This window comes from Phyllobacterium chamaecytisi (genome assembly GCF_020164455.1).
GTDB classification, from domain to species: domain Bacteria; phylum Pseudomonadota; class Alphaproteobacteria; order Rhizobiales; family Rhizobiaceae; genus Phyllobacterium; species Phyllobacterium chamaecytisi.
Map to the genome: position 1 here is coordinate 50,670 of NZ_JAIQWW010000012.1, position 17,963 is coordinate 68,632.

Sequence of the window (17,963 nt, forward strand, 5' to 3'; positions counted from 1 at the left end):
ATAAAGGTGTTTTGCCTTTTGCCTGCCACATAAGATAGATAAGGGCATTGCAGCCCGGTGTGAAGCGCGGCTTAACGCCTTTCCAGGTTGTTTATATAGACAGGTCGGATTTCAGGAATGCGGAAAACTGTAGCGCTCTTTCTTTCGTGTTGCGTGATATCGATGACCGCTGCATCGGCGGCCCTTGCTGGTGCGAACATTACAGTCGATGCCGGCAGCGGCGAAATCCTCTCGCAAGAGGACGCTTTCCAGCGCTGGTATCCCGCGTCTTTGACCAAATTGATGACCGTTTACGTGGTGTTCCGGATGATTGAATCGGGCCAGGTTACCCTGGATACGCCAATCAAGATCACTGCGCTTGCCGCCAAACAGCCTCCAAGCAAGATGGGTTACAAAGTTGGCTCCGAGCTGACATTGGACAATGCGCTCAAGATCATGATGGTCAAGTCCGCCAACGATATCGCCATGGCGGTGGGTGAGACGTTGGGCGGTTCTTCCGACAAGTTTGCTGTGCTCATGAACGCCGAAGCCAAACGTCTCGGCATGACAGGTTCGCATTTCGTTAATCCAAACGGTCTTCACTCGGATGACCATTATACGACTGCGCGGGATCTCGCGATCCTGACACTGCAGCTGCGCCGTGAATTTCCGCAGTACGCGCATTATTTCGATATTGAAGCCATCGACTATGGCGGCAAGAAGCTTCAGCCCAATCTGAACGCGCTTATCGGTCGGTTTGAGGGTGCGGATGGCATGAAGACCGGATTTGTTTGCCCCTCAGGCTACAATCTGATCGGCTCTGCAACTCGCAACGGCAGGACGATTATCACGGTGGTGCTGGGCGAATTAAAGCTAACAACGCGGGCTACGAAGGCAGCGGAACTTCTTGCCAAAGGTTTCGAGACTCAGAGCAGTGGCACGACGATCGATACATTGCAGCCCTATGGTGCACCTACACGCGACGTGGCTGTCAACATGCGGCCGAGTGTTTGTTCGAAGGAGGCATCGGGGTCCGATACCTGGGATGGCAAGGACCTCGAAGGGCACATCGTTCAGGGGTCACCTTATATGAAAAGGATGGAACATGAACCGGCAGTGGAAAAAGTTGCGCTGCTGCCGGCGAAGATCAATTCATTGGGGATGGAGTTGAACCGGGTTCCTGTTCCGATGCCGCGGCCAGATCGCTCGTCGGTGACGGATGCAAGCGAGGCCTTGAAGGCAGTGAATTAATGGTCGACGCTCCCATACCGGTCTCGGTACTAACCGGCTTTCTAGGGTCGGGAAAGACGACGTTGCTCAACCGGCTGCTGAAGGATCCGGCTCTCTCCGATACGGCGGTGATTATCAATGAATTCGGTGATGTGGGCATTGATCATCTACTTGTCGAGAAAGCCACAGACGGCATCATAGAGCTTTCCGATGGCTGTCTGTGTTGTACCGTACGCGGAGACCTGGTCGACACGCTTTCAGATCTGATCGACCGATTGCAGACGGGCAAATTGCAGCGATTGAAACGGGTCATAATCGAGACGACCGGGCTTGCCGATCCCGCACCGGTTCTGCATGCCGTCATGGGACATCCGGTGTTGTTGCAGGCCTTTCGCGTTGATGGCGTGATCACCACCGTCGACGCGATCAATGGCATGGCAACGCTCGACGCGCACGAGGAAGCGATAAAGCAGGCTGCTGTTGCCGATCGCATCGTTATAACCAAGACAGATTTGCCGGAAGCACAAGAAGGCCTCCCAGTTCTGCGCGCAAGGCTCGCTGCGTTAAATCCAGGGGCCGACCTGATCGATGTCGCTAACCCGCGCACCGGATACGCGGCGTTGTTCGAATGCGGCGTCTATAATCCAGAAACCAAGACCGTCGATGTTCAGCGTTGGCTAAAGGCGGAAGCCTACCGTGATCGCGAGTATGAACACGCCAAGATCGATCATGGGCACCACCATGACCACGGCGAGGACCATCATCACGACGTCAACAGGCACGACGCGAATATCCGGTCATTCTCGTTGAAACACGATACCCCGATACCGCTGGCCAGCTTCGACATGTTCCTTGACCTGTTGCGTTCGGCCCATGGTGAAAAATTGCTGCGGGTAAAGGGTATCGTGCAGTTGGAGGACAATCCGGAACGGCCGCTTGTCATACACGGCGTACAGCAGATTTTTCATCCACCGGCGCGGCTGGCAGCGTGGCCGGATGGCGTTCGCGAAACACGCCTGGTGATGATCGTCAAGGATTTGCCCGAGAGCTATGTCAGCCAGCTCTTCAACGCATTTCTTGATCGGCCACAGGTCGATATGCCGGACCGTGCTGCGCTCTTTGACAATCCCTTGGCAATTTCTGGTGTAAAACTAGGCTAAATCAGCCGCATTCGATGTGGAATCGGTGGCCACCGTCGACGCTGAGTGTTTCGATCAGCCTATGACCCTCGGTCAGACAAAAATTAGGCATGTCGATGACAGCCAGCGGGTCGCTTGTTTCAACCCATAGGCGGCTGCCGGCAACCATATCGCCAAGCTTCCTGCGGGTTTTGAGCACCGGCAAGGGGCAATTCAAGCCGCGAAGGTCATATATCGCGGCATTCATGATTGCTTTTTCCGGCATGATCACTTTTCTGGTCGCTAGTTGCCGATAATCTTCCACCAGGCCTTCTTCGCCGGCGCCGGCTGCTCGACGGCAGCAGCAGGGGCTTCCGGTGCAACAGCGGCAGTGGTTTGCGGGGCAGGCGTCAATTGTTGGGTGGCTGCTGGAGTTGATGGAGCTGATGGCTGTGCGAGGGTGATGGGTGCTGGCGCAGCGGAGGCCATGCTCTTTCCCATTCGCGTTCTTTTAGAAGCGTCACGCTCCTCACGTGCCTTGTCCGCTGCGACGGCGGAAGCCAGCCGAACCATGACCTGTGGCTTGGTTGCAGAGTCCTTGTCCTGCGGCGAAAGAGACGGCGGTTCTTGCGTCACGCGCTCACCCCGAGCACGGCGAGCGCTCCAGTCAGCAATGATCTTGGCTTCTGCAATGCCCTGGATGGAGCGGCTGGGTGGTGTGATCTTGCCTTTGCCGACCATTGTAGAGAACGCTGTCTCGTAGCTGGTTTGATACGACTGATACGCCATTTTTAGCGATTCTGGCTGATCGGAAGGCGGACAGGTTGCGGTCGCTGCAATCGGCGCGTTAGGATCGGACGTGTGGTTGAAGACATATTTCTTCTCGCAGACATCCACCTTAGGGGGCACCTTGGTAATTTCGAAGTGGTCGTAACCTTCTTTCAGGTTTTTCCAGAAGGTGTAATTCGGATCATCCTTGTAGCGCGCCATATTGGCTGCGGTCATACGGAAAGGATAGGCCTGAAGCTGGATAGATTCCTGACCGCCCTTAAATGCATCCCGGGCAAAAGCATAAATCTGCGCGACCTGTGCATCAGTCATTGAGTAGCAACCTGATGACGAGCACGCGCCATGGACCATCAAATTGGCACCGGTTCGGCCAAGGGCGCGGTCCAATGCATTGGGAAAGCCAGTGTTGAAAGAGAGATAATAGCTCGATTTCGGATTCATCTGCGCCGGTCGAACTGCGTAGAATCCTTCAGGTGCCTGACGGTCACCCTCGATGAACTTGGGGCCAAGCTTTCCGGACCATTTGCAAATCTGGTAGTTCGTGACCATGTCGTAACGGCCATTGTCCTTGCGTTTCCACACTTCAAGGACGTTTTCTTCCTTGAATATGCGAAACATGACGGGCGATGTAAGGCTCATGCCCTTCGCCTTCATGCTGCGGACGAGTTTCTCCGGCAACTGCGTTCCGGCACCATTAGGAGACAGGTCGTCGATCGACGAGTTTTGGCAACCCGCAACAAGCAGGGTTAGCATGAATGCCGCAAGGATATGTGCCAGTGTCTTCATTATTGCAGCTGTTGCCAGTCCATCAATTGTGTTCGCGAGGGCCCCTAAAACGTACGGATCTCTGGTCCGCCACATCATAAATGCATCTGTTATAGTTGATAAAGCCTTACTTCGCTTGAGCAAATTGCTCAATTGCACATACGTGACCTGCAACGAAGACAGGGCGGATTTATGGCGAAGCGCTGTGTTCCTAAATCCCGTGATGTGCCTTGGCCCGAGTTGAACAAAAAAGGCGGCGCACCTGCACCGCCTTTTTTTGAATTTACGACGAACGAATTAGCCGTTCAACGCGTCCTTCAGGGCCTTTGCAGGCTGGAAAGCAACTTTCTTGGACGCTGCGATTTTGATCGTTGCGCCCGTAGCAGGGTTACGGCCTTCGCGAGCGGCGCGCGACTGGACCTTGAACTTGCCAAAGCCAGGCAGCGAAACTTCATCGCCGGCTACGACGGAATCAGTGATACCCTTAAGAACGCTATCAACAATCGCCTTGGACTGAACTTTTGTAAGACCCTGATCAGCGACGAGCTTTTCAATGAGATCGGACGTATTCATTTTGGCGGTTTCCTCAGTATATTCGTTGATCGGAGGCGTCTGTATGGCACGCGATTCCCGCTCTGTCATCAGTAAGAACGCCCAAAAAGCGGGTTTATACCCAGTGTTTACAGGGTTTTTTTCAAAACCGGCTATGAAATTCAAGATTACGCTCTGAAGAGGCTCGCAAACCGCGCCAAGTGATTCGCAGAGTGTGGGCTTCAATTAGGGCCGTTCAGCATGGAAAGGATCCATCATTTGCCAGATGGGCGGGTCGCCGATATGGCGCACAAGGTGGTCTACAAACGCTCGAACCTTGGCCGCGACATGCCGTGTAGGCGGATACACCGCATATATTTTGTAGGGAACTGGCGTCACATCTGGCAGCGCCGGAATGAGAGTACCCGCTCGCAGGGCGTCGGCGGCAATGAACATTGGAAGTAGGACCAGCCCCAGACCGGCAATTGCCATGTCGCGCATGGCTTCGCCATTATTGGCGACGATGCGGCCATGCATGGCCACCGAGATCGGATCATTGGGAGAAGCCGGGTTTTCGAATTGCCATAGCTGGCTGGTATTAACGTTTGAGTAGTCGATGCAGGCGAAAGAGCTCAGTTCTTCGAGTCGCTTTGGCAAGCCATTGGCTGCGGCGAAAGCCGGGCTGCAGCAAATAACCCGGGCGTCCGTGCAAAGCTTGCGGGCAATAAGGCTTGAATCCTTGAGGATGCCGATACGGATGCCGACATCATAACCACCACGCACCAGATCAACCATGCGGTCCTCAAGTTCTACCGCGACTTCCAGATCAGGATATTGTCTGGCGAAATCGGCAATCATTCGTCCAAGATAAAGAGTGCCGAATGACATCGGAGCGGCAATCCTCAAACTGCCCCTGATGGCGCTATGTCGCTCACCAACGGTATCGGCGGCCTCAACGATCTCCCTAACCAAGGGCCTGATACGCTCGACAAAGTCGCGGGCGTGGTCAGATGCGAGTAACTTGCGTGGCGAACGTTGAAACAGTTCTATACCCAGTGCGCCTTCAAGATCAGAAATGCGCTTGCTCACTACTGATTTCGAAAGGTTGAGGCGCGCGGCAGTCGCGGTGACGCTGCCGGTTTCCATTACGTCGAGAAAAGTGAGAAGATCATCAAAGCGCCATTTCATTGTTTGGTTATAGTGGACGTTAGGCCGATTTAAAACACCTGTATCCCTCCTTGGTTCGTTTCTGTCGAACACAAGTTGCAGAGATCCGCTCTTTATCGGCCTCTACACAACGCAGATATTGAGGCCAACGGCGATTATGCCCGAACGAACCAATTCAGGAGGCTTCGATGACCTTACAACTGACAGGTATTCATCATTTGACTGCTGTAACGGCGAATGCGCCGGAAAATCTGCGGTTCTATACGCAAACGCTTGGCCTGCGACTGGTCAAGAAAACCGTCAATCAAGACGACACCAGCGCCTATCACCTCTTCTATGCAGATGGAGAGGCAACGCCTGGCACCGATCTCACGTTCTTCGACTGGCCGGTTGGACCCGAAAGTCGCGGTACGCACAGCATTTCGCGTACGGGTTTGCGTGTGGCCAGCAAAGCAAGTCTGGTTTGGTGGAAAGCTCGCTTTACCGAACTCGGCGTAAAGTCCGGTGATATTGCCGAAATTGGTGGCTATGACTCGCTCGATTTTGAAGATGGCGAAGGACAACGGTTCCGGCTCATCAATGATGGCGGCACCGGAGCGTCGCACCCGTGGGACAGAAGCCCTGTTCCGGCCGAGCATCAGATCCGCGGGCTCGGTCCAATCACCCTCAGCGTGCCCGATATTACCAACACGGAAGCGATCCTTCTTCATGTGATGAATATGCGCAAGGTCAACACTTACCCATCTCCGGACGGTGCAGGGCATGTTCATGTGTTTGCAATGGGCGAGGGTGGTCCTGCTGCTGAATTGCACGTGGCCGTTCAACCGGATCTTCCGGCTGCAAGGCAGGGTGCTGGTGCTGTGCATCACGTCGCATTTCGCGCGCCGGACGTGCAGCAATTGCATGAATGGACCGAACGCCTGAACGAATTCCGGATGCCGTCAAGCGGTGAGGTGGAACGCTACTACTTCCGCTCGCTGTACTTCCGCGAACCGAACGGCATTTTGTTCGAAATCGCCACAGATGGTCCGGGCTTCACGGTCGATGAGCCCTTGGAGACTCTCGGGGAGGGCTTGTCGTTGCCGCCATTCCTTGAAGGCAAGCGCGCTTCGATCGAAGCCGGGCTCAAGCCTCTGTCGTAGTGAAATTGAACAGGCCGGAGAAACTTCGGCCTGTTCCTTTATGGGGTCAACCATTGCTGAACCGCGTCAATGTCGTGCGTTCCGATTTCATGATCGGCGGACACTGCCTTGACGGTGATATCAGCTCCGGCGCCCCGCAGTTCCGCCTCAAGCGCGAGCGCATGCGCTCCAAACAGATCGTGGTCGCCGGTGATTGCAAGGACTTTCGTCTCAAGAAGATCAGCCTTTGGCGTCTCTTCCAGCACTTTTGTTGCGCGCAACAAAACTGCATTGCGGACAATGCCCGGATGCAGTTCCATCATTGCAGCAATAAGGTTTGCGCCATTGGAATAGCCGAGAAAAGTAGTTCGTTGGAGATCCAGATCGTAGGCATCAACCGCGCCCTCTATAAACGCGGCAAGTGCTTCGGCCTCCGATCGAATGTCCTTTTGATCAAAACTCAGCGGTCCAAAGCGCCGGAACCAACGGGCCGAACCCTCTTCCGTGCTGCGTCCGCGCAGACCAATCAGGGTGGCATGCGGGGCAACCTTCGAAGCAAACGGCATGAGACTGGTCTCGTTGCCCCCCGTCCCGTGCAGAAGGATCAGAGTTTGCCCAAAGGTGATTTCCGGGATGTAGACCCGGTGAATGAACGGAAGTTCGCGATAGACGAAACGCTCCTCTTTCGGCAAGCCGAATTGCGGCAGCATTACTTTCAGGTTTTCGGCCTCCTCAGCGAAATGCGGTGGGATGAACAGCCGGGTGCCGAGCTTCTCTGGTGTTTCGTCGATCAGCATGCCGGGACCGTCGGTGGCCATTTCGAGCAGAGTGCCACCAGGCTCTCGCACGTAGATCGAGTGGAAATATTTCCGGTCATGCAGTGCCGTTGCAGTCATTCCATGCGCGACCAAGCGATCATAAGTTCCCGTTACAGTGGGAATGTCCGCAGCCCGAAACGCGATATGATCTATCGTTCCGGTTCCAGGTGCCGAGCTCCAGAAGCCAGTTGCATCGCGAACGTCGATGCAATCGCCGGACGCTGAAACCATTCTTGTGATCGTTTCGGTTTGCTCGCCTGAAATGTAAGAAAAATAATCTGCAAGGAATGTGCAAGTTCCCTGCGGCTTTTCGGTCAGAATTGTTGCGCCGCGGATACGTTTTATCGTATCTGATGCAGGAATTTCGCCACCGACCCAAAGATCGCCGGTCTTTACGGCTTGGGTTCCCACGAGCTTCACGATCACGCCGTCGGGGTCATGCAAACGCAGCACCGGTTCGCCGAATTCCTGTGCTGGTCCTGACGTAGCGATGTTGAATTGCAGAGCACGTGTCAGCCAGAATCCGATACTATCGGGAGCAATAGCGAGCGAGATTTCGCTTGGCTGCCCATAGCCGACGCGGCCCGGTGAACCATCTTCCCATACGAGAAAGGTAATCAGAGAGCCTGGATTGCCTGATGCATCCCCATAAAGGAGATGGAGCTGGGTTGCGTCTTCATAACCGCCCGTGCGCTTGACGAGGCGCAGACCGAGGAAGCCGGCATAAAAATCGACATTTGCCTGAACCTTCCGCGTGATCAGGGTGATGTGGTGAATGCCGCCTGTCATGAGTATCTCCCGGCCTGTCAATAGTCGACTGTTACGGGGTAGAAAGCAGGGATGCAACGCTTGGAAGAACATCTCCAAAAAACAACACCCACCGCGGGAGGAGCGGTGGGTGCTATTTGTAAAGATCAGCTGGGAGGAGACTGATCTCTAGACCATCCGTGACTTGGGAGGAGAACGCCCCGGAGGTTAATCGAATTTGCTTACTGAGCCGAAGCGGCCTTCTTGGCGACGAAAGAAATGTCGCCGCGGGAAATGCCGAGGTCATTCAGTTCACGTGCGGACAGGCGGTTCAGTTCCGTGACAGTGTCACGATAGCGGCGCCAATTATTGTAAGAGCGGATCAGGTTCATTTCACTCACCTTGTAAGTTCTTGTTTGTTTGATCATTTTTCGATCATGCTGCTCATATAGTAGACAGCCTGCCAAACTTGCAGTGACAAGTTTGCATAGCTGCTTTGCAACGAAATGATGGATCACCTCCGTGCGAAACGCCAGGCGCTGAAGGTCGATTTGACATTCTTGCTTACTGATCAGGCTCGGACTCTTGCCTTGGACGTTCTCGCAGGCGAGCGACGGTTAGTTGACTGGTTTGCAGCTTCTTCCGCCAACACCTTGTCAGCCTTTTTGGCAGCGGCTTCGCATTGCTTGCGGAATTTCTCGACCTCTTCTTCGGTCAGATGCTCGATGCCTATAAAGGCGTTCTTGGCCTCGCTCACGCGCACCAATTCGTCGAGTTTTGCCTGAATCGCAACGCCATCGCGGTTTTGCGTATTCTGGATAAGGAAGACCATAAGAAATGTAATGATGGTCGTGCCGGTATTGATGATCAATTGCCAGGTGTCGGAAAAGCCAAAAATTGGGCCGGTCACGCCCCAAACGACAACGACCAAGCAACAGAGTATGAAGGTAAGCGGCTTGCCGGCAGCCAGTGCAACGTCGTTGGCGATCCGCGTAAACAATTTGCCAAACATGGTGTCGTCCTCCCGACAAGCAGCGAGGAGATAACTTGGTGCGGCGCGAAATGTTCCACGAGGCGCTGCAAGCTACCCAGGGCTGTTGGATCGTGAGACTGTGGGGAAATGGCGCGCCCGAGGATGCGAACCTCTGGCGATTCGTAGTCTGGCTATCGTGCAGCAGTGCGCGCCACCATGCGAAGCAGCCATCGTTTGTTTGGCTCCCTTCGACCATGGATTGTAGACGACTAAGCTCCAATCGAAACCCGGAGGGCATAGTGCGTGAATTATAATTCATGTACTGAATTATATTGACAAAGATTTTCTTTTAGGCTTGATTGCTCCGACAGCATTTCGAGGAGGATTGCTGGACTTCACAACGAATAGTGGCGGCTTGCGAGGCACCACGAAACCAATGGGAGGGGCTTCGGCCTCGAGGAGGACACTTGCGCACTTTTTTAAGCACAACTGCCATGGCAGTCCTGGTCATGGCGTATTCCGCAGCCCCCGCCAAAGCTGCCGAAGAATCGCCGTTTCGCTGCGAGCCAGGCGAAAAATACGTCATGAACGTCATGGTTTCTGGCGTTGAATACTGGTTCCCTGTCTATGAAATGTTCAAGCAGGCGGGAAAGCAGCTCGGTTGCGAAACTGCCTATACCGGAACACCGGAATATGACGTCAACAAGCAGATCGCCAGCTTCGACCAGGCACTCGCGCAGAATCCTGCCGGCATTCTCGTTCACCCGATGAACTCGGATCCATTCATAGAGCCGATCAACCGGGCGATCGGTCAAGGCACGGCAGTTGTTACATTCGCGGCCGATTCGCCGCTTTCCAAGCGAATTTCCTTCATCACGTCCGACAATATACGCGAGGGCACCTATGCTGCCGACGCCATCGCCACGAAGCTCGGAGGCAAGGGCGAATATGCCGTCCTCGAGAATCCCGGGCAGGATAACCACGACAAGCGCGTCACGGCTTTTATCGACCGTATGAAGGCAAAGTGGCCCGACATGAAGCTCGTTGGCAGAGCAGCCTCAAACCAGGATCCGACGAAGGCCTATCAGGGCTTGATGAGTATCGTTCAGGCCAATCCTAATCTCGCGGCCGTCTTCATGCCGGAGGCGAACTCGGCCATCGGCGCCGCCCAGGCTAACAAGGAAAGCGGTGGCAAGATTCTCGTCATGTGTGCGGACGTCAACGCCAACATCCTTGACATGATCAAGGCCGGTGAAGTCTTCGGCTCGATCAACCCCAATCAGGGCATGCAGGGCTACATGGGCTTCATGCTGCTCTGGCTGGCCAAGCATCCGGAACTGATCGATCCCATGAACGACGCCAAGCGTGCAGGATTCAACCCGATGAGCATTCCCTTCGTGGACAACGGGCTTTCCATTGTCACCGCCGAGAATGCGGACGATTTCTTCTGGGACAAATACCTCAAGCGTCGTGGCACCAAAGGCATTGAGGAATAAGCCATTGCAGCCGGCTATCCGGACGGCAAGTCCGGGTAGCCACCTTGCGAAGCCAGTTGGAAGAGTGCGTCATGCGAAATCCGGTTCTGAATATCCGCAACGTCACAAAACATTTCGGTGCAGTGAAGGCGCTGACGAACGTGAGCTTCTCCCTTAGCCGTGGTGAGATTCATGCGCTTTGCGGTGAAAACGGCGCCGGCAAGTCAACGTTGATGAACATCATCGCAGGTGTTCTGCAACCAGATGAGGGAGAGATTGTATTGGAAGGCAAGACGGTGAAGATCGGATCGCCCGCCGCTGCACAATCTCTAGGCCTGGGATTAGTCCACCAGGAAATTGCGCTTTGCCCGGACGCCAGCGTTGCGGAAAACATCTTCATGGCAACCACCAGCCGGCAGCGCTCGCTGCTGATGAACTACCGCAAGCTGGAACGCGAGGCACAAGACGTAATGAACCGGCTCGCGCCAATCGACGTTCGCCGCAAGGCGGGTGATCTGCCAATCTCCAGCCAACAGCTCGTGGAGATCGCCAAGGCCCTGACGCTCGACTGCCGTGTCCTCATTTTCGATGAGCCGACCGCCGCACTGACTGAAGCGGAAACGCGCATACTTTTTGAGATCATCCGCGGTTTGAAGACCAACGGGATATCGATCATTTATATCAGCCACCGCATGGCCGAGATATTCGACCTTTGCGACCGGGTGACTGTTCTGCGTGACGGCCACCATGTGTCGACAGAGCCCGTTGCCGATCTTAAACCTGACGACGTTGTACGCCTTATGGTCGGACGCGAGATTACGCAACTCTATCCACCCAAGCAACAGGTCGGGGAACGATCGCATGAGGTGGTTCTTTCGGTTCGCGCCCTTGGCGACGATCACCGTTTTGATTGTGTAAACATCGAGCTTATGAAGGGTGAAATCCTTGGCATCGGTGGTCTCATTGGCTCCGGCCGCACGGAAATCGCGGAAGGGATCTGCGGCTTGCGAGCCACTACGAGCGGCGAAATCCTGCTCCATGGCAAGCCGCAGGCGATAAGAAACTATGCGGACGCGGTGAACGCAGGTCTCGTTTATCTGTCGGAAGACCGCAAGGGCTCCGGCGTATTCCTGGACCTTTCGATAGCCCAGAATATCTCGGTTCTCAACCTGGACGCGCTTACCGGGGGCCTTGGGTTGATCGACGCGGGGGCAGAAGCAAAGCTGGCCGGCGACTTTGCCAGGAAACTGAATATTCGCATGGGCAGTGTCGATGCACCGGTGTCCTCGCTCAGCGGCGGTAACCAGCAGAAGGTTGCGATTGCCAAACAGCTCGCCGTCCAGCCCAAGGTGATAGTGATGGACGAACCGACGCGTGGCATAGACGTTGGGGCGAAGTCCGAAATCCACACGCTGCTGCGCGAACTCGCCAGCTCCGGAATTGGCATCATCGTCATTTCTTCCGAACTCCCCGAACTGCTAGGGCTGTGTGATCGGGTGATCGTCATCCGCGAAGGCACGGTGGCTGGTGAACTGGATGCGGAAGCGATGAGCGAAGAAGCGGTTATCCGGCTCGCGTCAGGCGTCAATGCGCAAACTGCACAAAACCGGCTGGCATCAGAACATGCCGCCTGAGAAAAGTATGGGAGACGAGAAAATGCTGGCTGAGACGATGGGGACAAAGGCCGTGCGGGCCCCGTCATGGAAAAGACTGGGCTCCATGCGGGAGGCAGGGCTGATCGCAATCATTCTCGCACTTTGCATAGCCATGAGCTTTGCATCACCGCATTTTCTGACACTCGGAAACTTCCGCGCGATGCTGATGAGCTTTTCCGTGGAAGGCATCGTTGTCGTCGGGATGACGATCCTGCTTATTGTCGGCGGCATTGACCTTGCTGTAGGCTCCGTCGTCTGTTTCGCGATGGTCCTGTCGGGCTCGCTGTTCCTCGCGGGGCTCGATCCATGGAGCGCTTCGCTCATCGGCATTCTCGCAAGCGCGCTGATTGGCGCCGTCATGGGCTTTTTCGTCACCGTAGTCGGGCTCAATCACTTTATTACGTCGCTCGCCGGCATGGTCATCGTGCGCGGCCTGTGCCTTATCATCACCAAGGGAACGCCGCTCTCCCTCTTTACCCTGCCTCCCGCGTTCAAGGCAGTCGGGCAGGGCAGTTTCCACGGTCTCCCCTATGTCATCATCATCTTCGTCGCCGTTGTCGTGCTGTTCGACTTCCTGCTCAGGCGCGCAACGGCGCTGCGCAAGGTTTTCTATACGGGCAGTAACGAGAAAGCCGCGCTCTATTCCGGCATCAGGACAAACCATGTGAAATTCTGGGTGACCGTGCTCTGCTCGACGCTCGCGGGTTTTGCCGGCGTCATCTACATGTCGCGTTTTGGCGCTGCTACGCCGACGTTCGGTGTCGGGATGGAGCTCAACATTATAGCCGCTGCGGTCATTGGTGGCGCATCGCTCAATGGCGGGTCGGGGACGATACTTGGTGCCATTCTTGGGATAGCATTGTTGTCGGTGGTGACCAGTTCTCTGGTCCTGCTCAATGTATCGGTCTACTGGCAGGACATGATAAAGGGGTGCATTCTGCTTGGTGCCGTCTCAATCGATCATTTTCTGCACAAGCGGAAGGCTTCCTGACATGACGATCGTCAGACTAAACACAAAACCGTCCTCGGCACCCCGTGAGGAAATCGTTATTGCGCGGCAAATGCATCAGGCCTTGGTGCTGCATTTCCTGGAGGGTCTCACGCAGGCCCAGATCGCCGACCAGCTCGGAGTTTCGCAACCGACTGTGAACCGCCTGATCAAGCGTGGCCGGCAGCTTGGTCTTGTGGAGATCAAGATCAAATCCCCGGTCGAGCCCTTGATTGATCTGGAGGAGCGGTTGCTGGCGCTCGGCGGGATAAACCGGGCTGTTGTCGTGCCAACGGTTTCCGACAATCCGCAGACCGCGCTTCAGGCCGTGGGCGAGGCGGCGGCACGCCTGCTTCTCGATGAGATCGCCGATGGTGACACGATCTGCATCACCGGCGGCAAGGGCGTCAGTGCCGTGGTTGCGGGACTGCATGCACAACGTTCATTCAACGTCGAAGTGGTTCCAGCCACGGGATGCGTTCAGGGCAAGCATTACACCGACGTGAACCATGTTTCGACATCCATGGCGGACAAGCTCGGCGGTCGCGCCTATCAGATTCACGCGCCGCTCTTTGCCGACAGCGCTGCAGAACGTGCGATGCTGATCAATATGCGCTCGGTAGCCGATGTATTCAAACGGGCACGGGAGGCGAAGGTGGCACTTGTCGGCATCGGGTCGATCCTGACCGACGATTCAAGCTATTATGATCTGCATCCATCTTCCAGTACCGACAGGCAATCGATAGAGCAGTCAGGCGCAAGTTGCGAACTCCTGGCGCATCTGCTCGACGACTGGGGCCAGGTTTGCGGCTACAGCCTGAATGATTCCCTTGTCTCCCTGACCTTGCGGGAGTTCGCCTCGATCCCAAGCAAGATCGGTGTCGCGAGCGGACCCAACAAAGCACGGCCGATCCTCAGCATCATGCGTGGCAACCACCTGGATACGCTGGTCACAGATGAAGCGACTGGACAGCGGATTCTGGATATTGCGGCGGTCGAAGGAGCCTTGGCATGAATGGTGATCAATTGGTGCGTTCGATAGGCAGGTCAGGCGTGCAAGCCTCTGCGGTCGGGCTTGGGACGTGGGCCATCGGTGGCTGGATGTGGGGCGGGACGGACGAAAAGCAGTCAATCGCGGCAATTCACGCATCCCTCGACGCGGGGGTCACTCTGATCGATACTGCACCCGCTTACGGGCTGGGACGGTCTGAGGAGATCGTGGGTAAAGCCCTTCAAGGGAGGCGGGACAAAGCGGTCATTGCCACAAAATGCGGTCTCGTCTGGCACACAAAAAAAGGCAGGCTTTTCTTTGACCAGGACGAAAAGCCGGTCCATCGCTATCTTGGACGTGATGCTATTTTCCATGAGGTCGAAGCCAGCCTGACCAGGCTAGGCACGGATTATATCGATCTTTACATCACCCATTGGCAGGACCCCACGACCCCGATCGAGGAAACCGTTCGGGCGCTGGAAGATCTGCGCAGTTCAGGCAAGATACGGGCAATTGGAGCAAGCAATCTCAGCGCGGCCGAACTGGATGCCTACATCACAACCGGTTCGCTCGATGCTATCCAGGAAAAGTTCAGCATGATCGACCGGGAGATCGGGAAGGACCTCCTGCCTATGGCCCGGCAGAACGACGTTTCGACCTTGAGCTATTCGTCCCTGGCGCTGGGACTGCTCTCGGGAACGATCGATCCGCACCGCACATTTTCCGGCGATGATCAGCGCAAAGACAATCCGCGGTTTTCGGTCAACAATAGGCTGAAGGCGCTAGCGTTCGCTGAAGCAATTCAGCCTGTAGCCAGCAGGCATGATGCCAGCGTTGCACAGACGGTGATCGCCTGGACGCTGGCGCAGGAAGGCGTGACGTTTGCATTGTGCGGTGCGCGCAATCCGGAGCAGGCGCTGGAGAATGCAAAAGCCGGAGCGATCCGGCTCGGCAAAGAAGATCTTTCGGCCATCGACGCGGCCATCGCAGTGAAACTTGCAGATATGGACAGGTAACGGGCTGCATCATGAATCGTGAAGAGATATTCGACGGGCTTCGCCGGAGTCCGAAGGTGGACGTATGTGTCATGGGCGGCGGCATCAACGGTATCAGTGTATTCCGTGAGCTTGCCCTTCAGGGTCTCAACGTACTGCTCGTGGAGAAGAGCGACTATTGTTCCGGTGCCAGTTCAGCCTTGTCTCGGATGGTGCATGGCGGCCTGCGTTATCTTGAAAACGGAGAGTTCAATCTGGTGAGGGAATCGCTTGTCGAGCGCGATCGGCTATTGAGAAATGCGCCGCATCTTATCGCGCCTCTGCCAACTATGGTTCCTGTTTTCGATGTCTTCTCCGGTCTTGCAAATGGCATCGTTCGCTTCCTTGGCCTCGGCCGCAAACCCAGCCGCCGTGGCGCCATCGCCATCAAGGCAGGGCTGAGCATCTATGATTTTCTGACGCGCAAGCGTGCACTGATGCCTCGGCATCGATTTCGCGGACGGCGGGGAACACTTGCCAAATGGCCCAAGCTCAATCCGGCGATAAAGAGTTCGGCAACCTACTACGATGCATGGGTCAGGCAGCCGGAACGCATCGGAATCGAATTGCTGCAGGACGGGCTGTCCGCGGGACCGGGCGCACGTGCCCTCAACTATGCTGAGCTCCGAAGCAACGGAACCGGGGGTTTTATTGTGCAGGACCTTGTTGGCGGCACGACGACGGCAATCGAGCCGGCACTCATCATCAATGCGACGGGCGGCTGGATCGATATCGCCAATGCCCGCCTGTTCTCGCCGGAAACTCGGCCGGCGCCGCTGATGGGCGGAACCAAGGGCTCGCACCTGATTATCGACAATGCCGAACTCTCCAAGGCTCTCGATGGCCATATGATCTACTACGAGAATGAGGATGGCCGTGTCTGCATTCTGTTTCCCTATCTCGGCAAGGTTCTGGTTGGTTCCACCGATATTCGGATCGATGACCCGGCAACTGTTATCTGCACCCCGGATGAACGGGACTATATCCTGCAATCGCTCGCCTTCGTGTTGCCTGATATTCAAATCCGGCCGGAGGAAATCGTCTATCAGTTCTCCGGTGTCAGGCCGCTTCCCGCCAGCAAGGACAAGTTCACCGGGCGTATCCCACGCGATCATTTTTGCACCTTCATCGAATCTGATGGCGTTCCGGCGGTGCTATGCATGATTGGCGGCAAATGGACGACGTTTCGCTCGTTTGGAGAACTCGGTGCGGACATGGCATTAGGTCGCCTGCAGAGAACCCGCCATCTGACGACGGCGGACCGTCCCATTGGCGGCGGGCGCGCTTTCCCGGCGGATACCGGAGACTGGATAGCGCGCACGTCTTCCGCAACGGGCCTTGCGCCAGCACGCATAAGCGGGCTTTTCGAACGATATGGAACAGCAGCCGCCCCGATTGCCGGCTTCATAGCCAGTGGAGCGGACGAACCCGTGCCGGTCGCCGGTTACTCCACCCGCGAGATGCTGTTCCTCATACGCCATGAATGCGTCGAACATCTCGATGATCTCCTGCTGAGACGAACAACGCTCGCGATCAGCGGACAATTGTCGCTCGATATGACGAATGTGGCCCTCGAGATCATCGCAGATGAAAAGCACTGGTCATTGGCACTCAAGGCTGCCGAACGGTCTCGGTTCCTCGATCTTCTCGCCGTCCGCCATGGCGTCAGCCTTGAAATACTTACAGCACGCAATGAACAAGGAGTACGATATGCGAAACAACCGCAAGGTCCGGATGAACCGACTGTTCGGCAACGGGCGCTGCCTCGACGTGGCGATCGATCACGGCGTGTGCAATGAACCATCTTTCCTGGATGGTCTTGAGGATATGGAAGGTGTGGTCGGGACGCTGGTTGCCGCGGCTCCGGATGCGATCCAGATGAACTATGGCCAGGCCGATCTTCTCCAGAACGTGGCAGGCAAGGCAAAGCCGGCTCTCGTCATGCGCATCGACATGGGCAACCCCTATAACCCCGTCCGCCATCGCGACATGTGGGCTGTTCTGCAAAATCAGGCCGAGCCGCTGGTCGGTGCTATCGAACTCGACGCTGCCTGCGTGGTGGTGAACCTGTTTATGCTGCCGGATGAGCCTCACCTGTTCCGCCAGTGCATCGAGAACATCTCGCGTGTGCGTGCCGATTGCGAAAAATATGGCATGCCGTTGATGATTGAACCCCTAGTCATGCAGCCTGTTACCGAACGCGGAGGCTATATGGTAGATGGCGACGCCGACAAGATCGTCACGCTGACCCGGCTTGCCCGCGAGATGGGCGCGGATATCGTCAAGGCGGATCCCACGACCAACGCAGAGGATTTTCACCGGGTAGTCGAGGCAGCGCGTTGCCCGGTACTGGTGCGGGGCGGCGGAAAGGAAGATTTGCGCACCGTCTTCGATAAATCGGCAGCCTTGATGCGGCAGGGCGCGATGGGAATGGTTTACGGCCGCAACATCTACCAGCACTCCAACCCGGGTGCCGTGGTGCGTGGACTCATGGCAATCATCCATGACGATGCCAGTGGCGAGGACGCCTACGCGCGCTATCAGCAAGGCTGAGAATGAATAAGGACCTGAGGAGGGGTTCG

At 55.9% G+C, this 17,963-nt stretch carries 16 protein-coding genes and 1 pseudogene; 10 read left to right on the top strand and 7 right to left on the bottom strand.

Going from position 1 to position 17,963, the window contains the following annotated elements:
* Positions 1-117: 117 nt before the first annotated feature.
* Together LB462_RS18325 and LB462_RS18330 are read left to right on the top strand one after the other, a co-directional pair.
* Positions 118-1,230 (top strand): D-alanyl-D-alanine carboxypeptidase family protein, encoded by a 1,113-nt coding sequence (locus tag LB462_RS18325; protein ID WP_370637218.1) that lies wholly within the window; start codon positions 118-120, stop codon positions 1,228-1,230.
* Complete coding sequence (locus tag LB462_RS18330; RefSeq protein ID WP_224510981.1) at positions 1,230-2,369, top strand: CobW family GTP-binding protein; 1,140 nt, start codon at positions 1,230-1,232, stop codon at positions 2,367-2,369. Before LB462_RS18325 ends, LB462_RS18330 begins: the two co-directional genes overlap by 1 nt.
* Before the next feature lies 1 nt (position 2,370).
* On the opposite strand, the gene LB462_RS18335 is transcribed toward LB462_RS18330, so the two are convergent.
* From LB462_RS18335 to LB462_RS18350, 4 genes are all read right to left on the bottom strand, one after another.
* Positions 2,371-2,655 (bottom strand): sulfurtransferase TusA family protein, encoded by a 285-nt coding sequence (locus LB462_RS18335; protein WP_370637224.1) that lies wholly within the window; start codon positions 2,653-2,655, stop codon positions 2,371-2,373.
* Positions 2,631-3,902 carry a L,D-transpeptidase family protein gene (locus LB462_RS18340; RefSeq protein ID WP_224510984.1) on the bottom strand — a complete coding sequence of 424 codons (1,272 nt, stop codon included), beginning with the start codon at positions 3,900-3,902 and terminating at the stop codon, positions 2,631-2,633. Before LB462_RS18340 ends, LB462_RS18335 begins: the two co-directional genes overlap by 25 nt.
* 276 nt (positions 3,903-4,178) lie before the next feature.
* The gene (locus LB462_RS18345; protein ID WP_099997835.1) at positions 4,179-4,454 is read right to left on the bottom strand and encodes an HU family DNA-binding protein; all 276 of its coding nucleotides are present in this window, start codon (positions 4,452-4,454) and stop codon (positions 4,179-4,181) included.
* Between the two features lie 204 nt (positions 4,455-4,658).
* On the bottom strand, positions 4,659-5,600 hold the full coding sequence (locus LB462_RS18350; protein ID WP_224510986.1) for a LysR family transcriptional regulator: 942 nt from the start codon (positions 5,598-5,600) through the stop codon (positions 4,659-4,661).
* A 167-nt stretch (positions 5,601-5,767) separates the two neighbouring features.
* Between LB462_RS18350 and LB462_RS18355 the strand changes: the two genes are divergently transcribed.
* A complete protein-coding gene (locus tag LB462_RS18355) occupies positions 5,768-6,721 on the top strand; it encodes a ring-cleaving dioxygenase (protein WP_224510988.1) in 954 nt (317 codons plus the stop codon).
* Positions 6,722-6,759: 38 nt separating this feature from the next.
* Here LB462_RS18355 and LB462_RS18360 read toward each other — a convergent pair whose 3' ends face one another.
* The 3 genes from LB462_RS18360 to LB462_RS18370 all read right to left on the bottom strand — a co-directional run bounded on the left by LB462_RS18360 (position 6,760) and on the right by LB462_RS18370 (position 9,277).
* A complete protein-coding gene (locus LB462_RS18360) occupies positions 6,760-8,307 on the bottom strand; it encodes a VOC family protein (RefSeq protein WP_224510990.1) in 1,548 nt (515 codons plus the stop codon).
* 200 nt (positions 8,308-8,507) lie between these two features.
* Positions 8,508-8,657, bottom strand: a complete 150-nt coding sequence (locus LB462_RS18365; RefSeq protein WP_106666964.1) for a DUF1127 domain-containing protein — start codon at positions 8,655-8,657, stop codon at positions 8,508-8,510.
* A 179-nt stretch (positions 8,658-8,836) separates the two neighbouring features.
* Positions 8,837-9,277 (bottom strand): low affinity iron permease family protein, encoded by a 441-nt coding sequence (locus LB462_RS18370; RefSeq protein WP_224510992.1) that lies wholly within the window; start codon positions 9,275-9,277, stop codon positions 8,837-8,839.
* A 428-nt stretch (positions 9,278-9,705) separates the two neighbouring features.
* Here LB462_RS18370 and LB462_RS18375 point away from each other — a divergent pair, with 428 nt between their 5' ends.
* The 7 genes and pseudogenes from LB462_RS18375 to LB462_RS18405 all read left to right on the top strand — a co-directional run bounded on the left by LB462_RS18375 (position 9,706) and on the right by LB462_RS18405 (position 17,934).
* The gene (locus LB462_RS18375; RefSeq protein WP_224510994.1) at positions 9,706-10,734 is read left to right on the top strand and encodes a substrate-binding domain-containing protein; all 1,029 of its coding nucleotides are present in this window, start codon (positions 9,706-9,708) and stop codon (positions 10,732-10,734) included.
* Positions 10,735-10,805: 71 nt separating this feature from the next.
* On the top strand, positions 10,806-12,347 hold the full coding sequence (locus LB462_RS18380) for a sugar ABC transporter ATP-binding protein (protein WP_224510996.1): 1,542 nt from the start codon (positions 10,806-10,808) through the stop codon (positions 12,345-12,347).
* 22 nt (positions 12,348-12,369) lie between these two features.
* Positions 12,370-13,359: an ABC transporter permease gene (locus LB462_RS18385; RefSeq protein WP_106716035.1), complete on the top strand. Its 990-nt coding sequence runs from the start codon at positions 12,370-12,372 to the stop codon at positions 13,357-13,359.
* Between the two features lies 1 nt (position 13,360).
* Positions 13,361-14,371 (top strand): sugar-binding transcriptional regulator, encoded by a 1,011-nt coding sequence (locus LB462_RS18390; RefSeq protein WP_224510998.1) that lies wholly within the window; start codon positions 13,361-13,363, stop codon positions 14,369-14,371.
* Positions 14,368-15,363, top strand: a complete 996-nt coding sequence (locus tag LB462_RS18395; RefSeq protein ID WP_224511000.1) for an aldo/keto reductase — start codon at positions 14,368-14,370, stop codon at positions 15,361-15,363. Before LB462_RS18390 ends, LB462_RS18395 begins: the two co-directional genes overlap by 4 nt.
* Positions 15,364-15,374: 11 nt before the next feature.
* Positions 15,375-17,119 (top strand): annotated as a pseudogene (locus LB462_RS18400) (glycerol-3-phosphate dehydrogenase/oxidase).
* Positions 17,092-17,934: a class I fructose-bisphosphate aldolase gene (locus LB462_RS18405; protein WP_224511002.1), complete on the top strand. Its 843-nt coding sequence runs from the start codon at positions 17,092-17,094 to the stop codon at positions 17,932-17,934. Before LB462_RS18400 ends, LB462_RS18405 begins: the two are co-directional and overlap by 28 nt.
* The last annotated feature ends 29 nt before the right edge of the window (positions 17,935-17,963 follow it).

Coding starts and splice junctions, on each gene's coding strand:
- LB462_RS18340 (WP_224510984.1), bottom strand. CDS start 3,902: ATGAAGACACTGGCACATATCCTTGCGGCATTCATGCTAACCCTGCTT.
- LB462_RS18370 (WP_224510992.1), bottom strand. CDS start 9,277: ATGTTTGGCAAATTGTTTACGCGGATCGCCAACGACGTTGCACTGGCT.
- LB462_RS18355 (WP_224510988.1), top strand. CDS start 5,768: ATGACCTTACAACTGACAGGTATTCATCATTTGACTGCTGTAACGGCG.
- LB462_RS18330 (WP_224510981.1), top strand. CDS start 1,230: ATGGTCGACGCTCCCATACCGGTCTCGGTACTAACCGGCTTTCTAGGG.
- LB462_RS18325 (WP_370637218.1), top strand. CDS start 118: ATGCGGAAAACTGTAGCGCTCTTTCTTTCGTGTTGCGTGATATCGATG.
- LB462_RS18345 (WP_099997835.1), bottom strand. CDS start 4,454: ATGAATACGTCCGATCTCATTGAAAAGCTCGTCGCTGATCAGGGTCTT.
- LB462_RS18360 (WP_224510990.1), bottom strand. CDS start 8,307: ATGACAGGCGGCATTCACCACATCACCCTGATCACGCGGAAGGTTCAG.
- LB462_RS18390 (WP_224510998.1), top strand. CDS start 13,361: ATGACGATCGTCAGACTAAACACAAAACCGTCCTCGGCACCCCGTGAG.
- LB462_RS18365 (WP_106666964.1), bottom strand. CDS start 8,657: ATGAACCTGATCCGCTCTTACAATAATTGGCGCCGCTATCGTGACACT.
- LB462_RS18395 (WP_224511000.1), top strand. CDS start 14,368: ATGAATGGTGATCAATTGGTGCGTTCGATAGGCAGGTCAGGCGTGCAA.
- LB462_RS18380 (WP_224510996.1), top strand. CDS start 10,806: ATGCGAAATCCGGTTCTGAATATCCGCAACGTCACAAAACATTTCGGT.
- LB462_RS18350 (WP_224510986.1), bottom strand. CDS start 5,600: ATGAAATGGCGCTTTGATGATCTTCTCACTTTTCTCGACGTAATGGAA.
- LB462_RS18385 (WP_106716035.1), top strand. CDS start 12,370: ATGCTGGCTGAGACGATGGGGACAAAGGCCGTGCGGGCCCCGTCATGG.
- LB462_RS18405 (WP_224511002.1), top strand. CDS start 17,092: ATGCGAAACAACCGCAAGGTCCGGATGAACCGACTGTTCGGCAACGGG.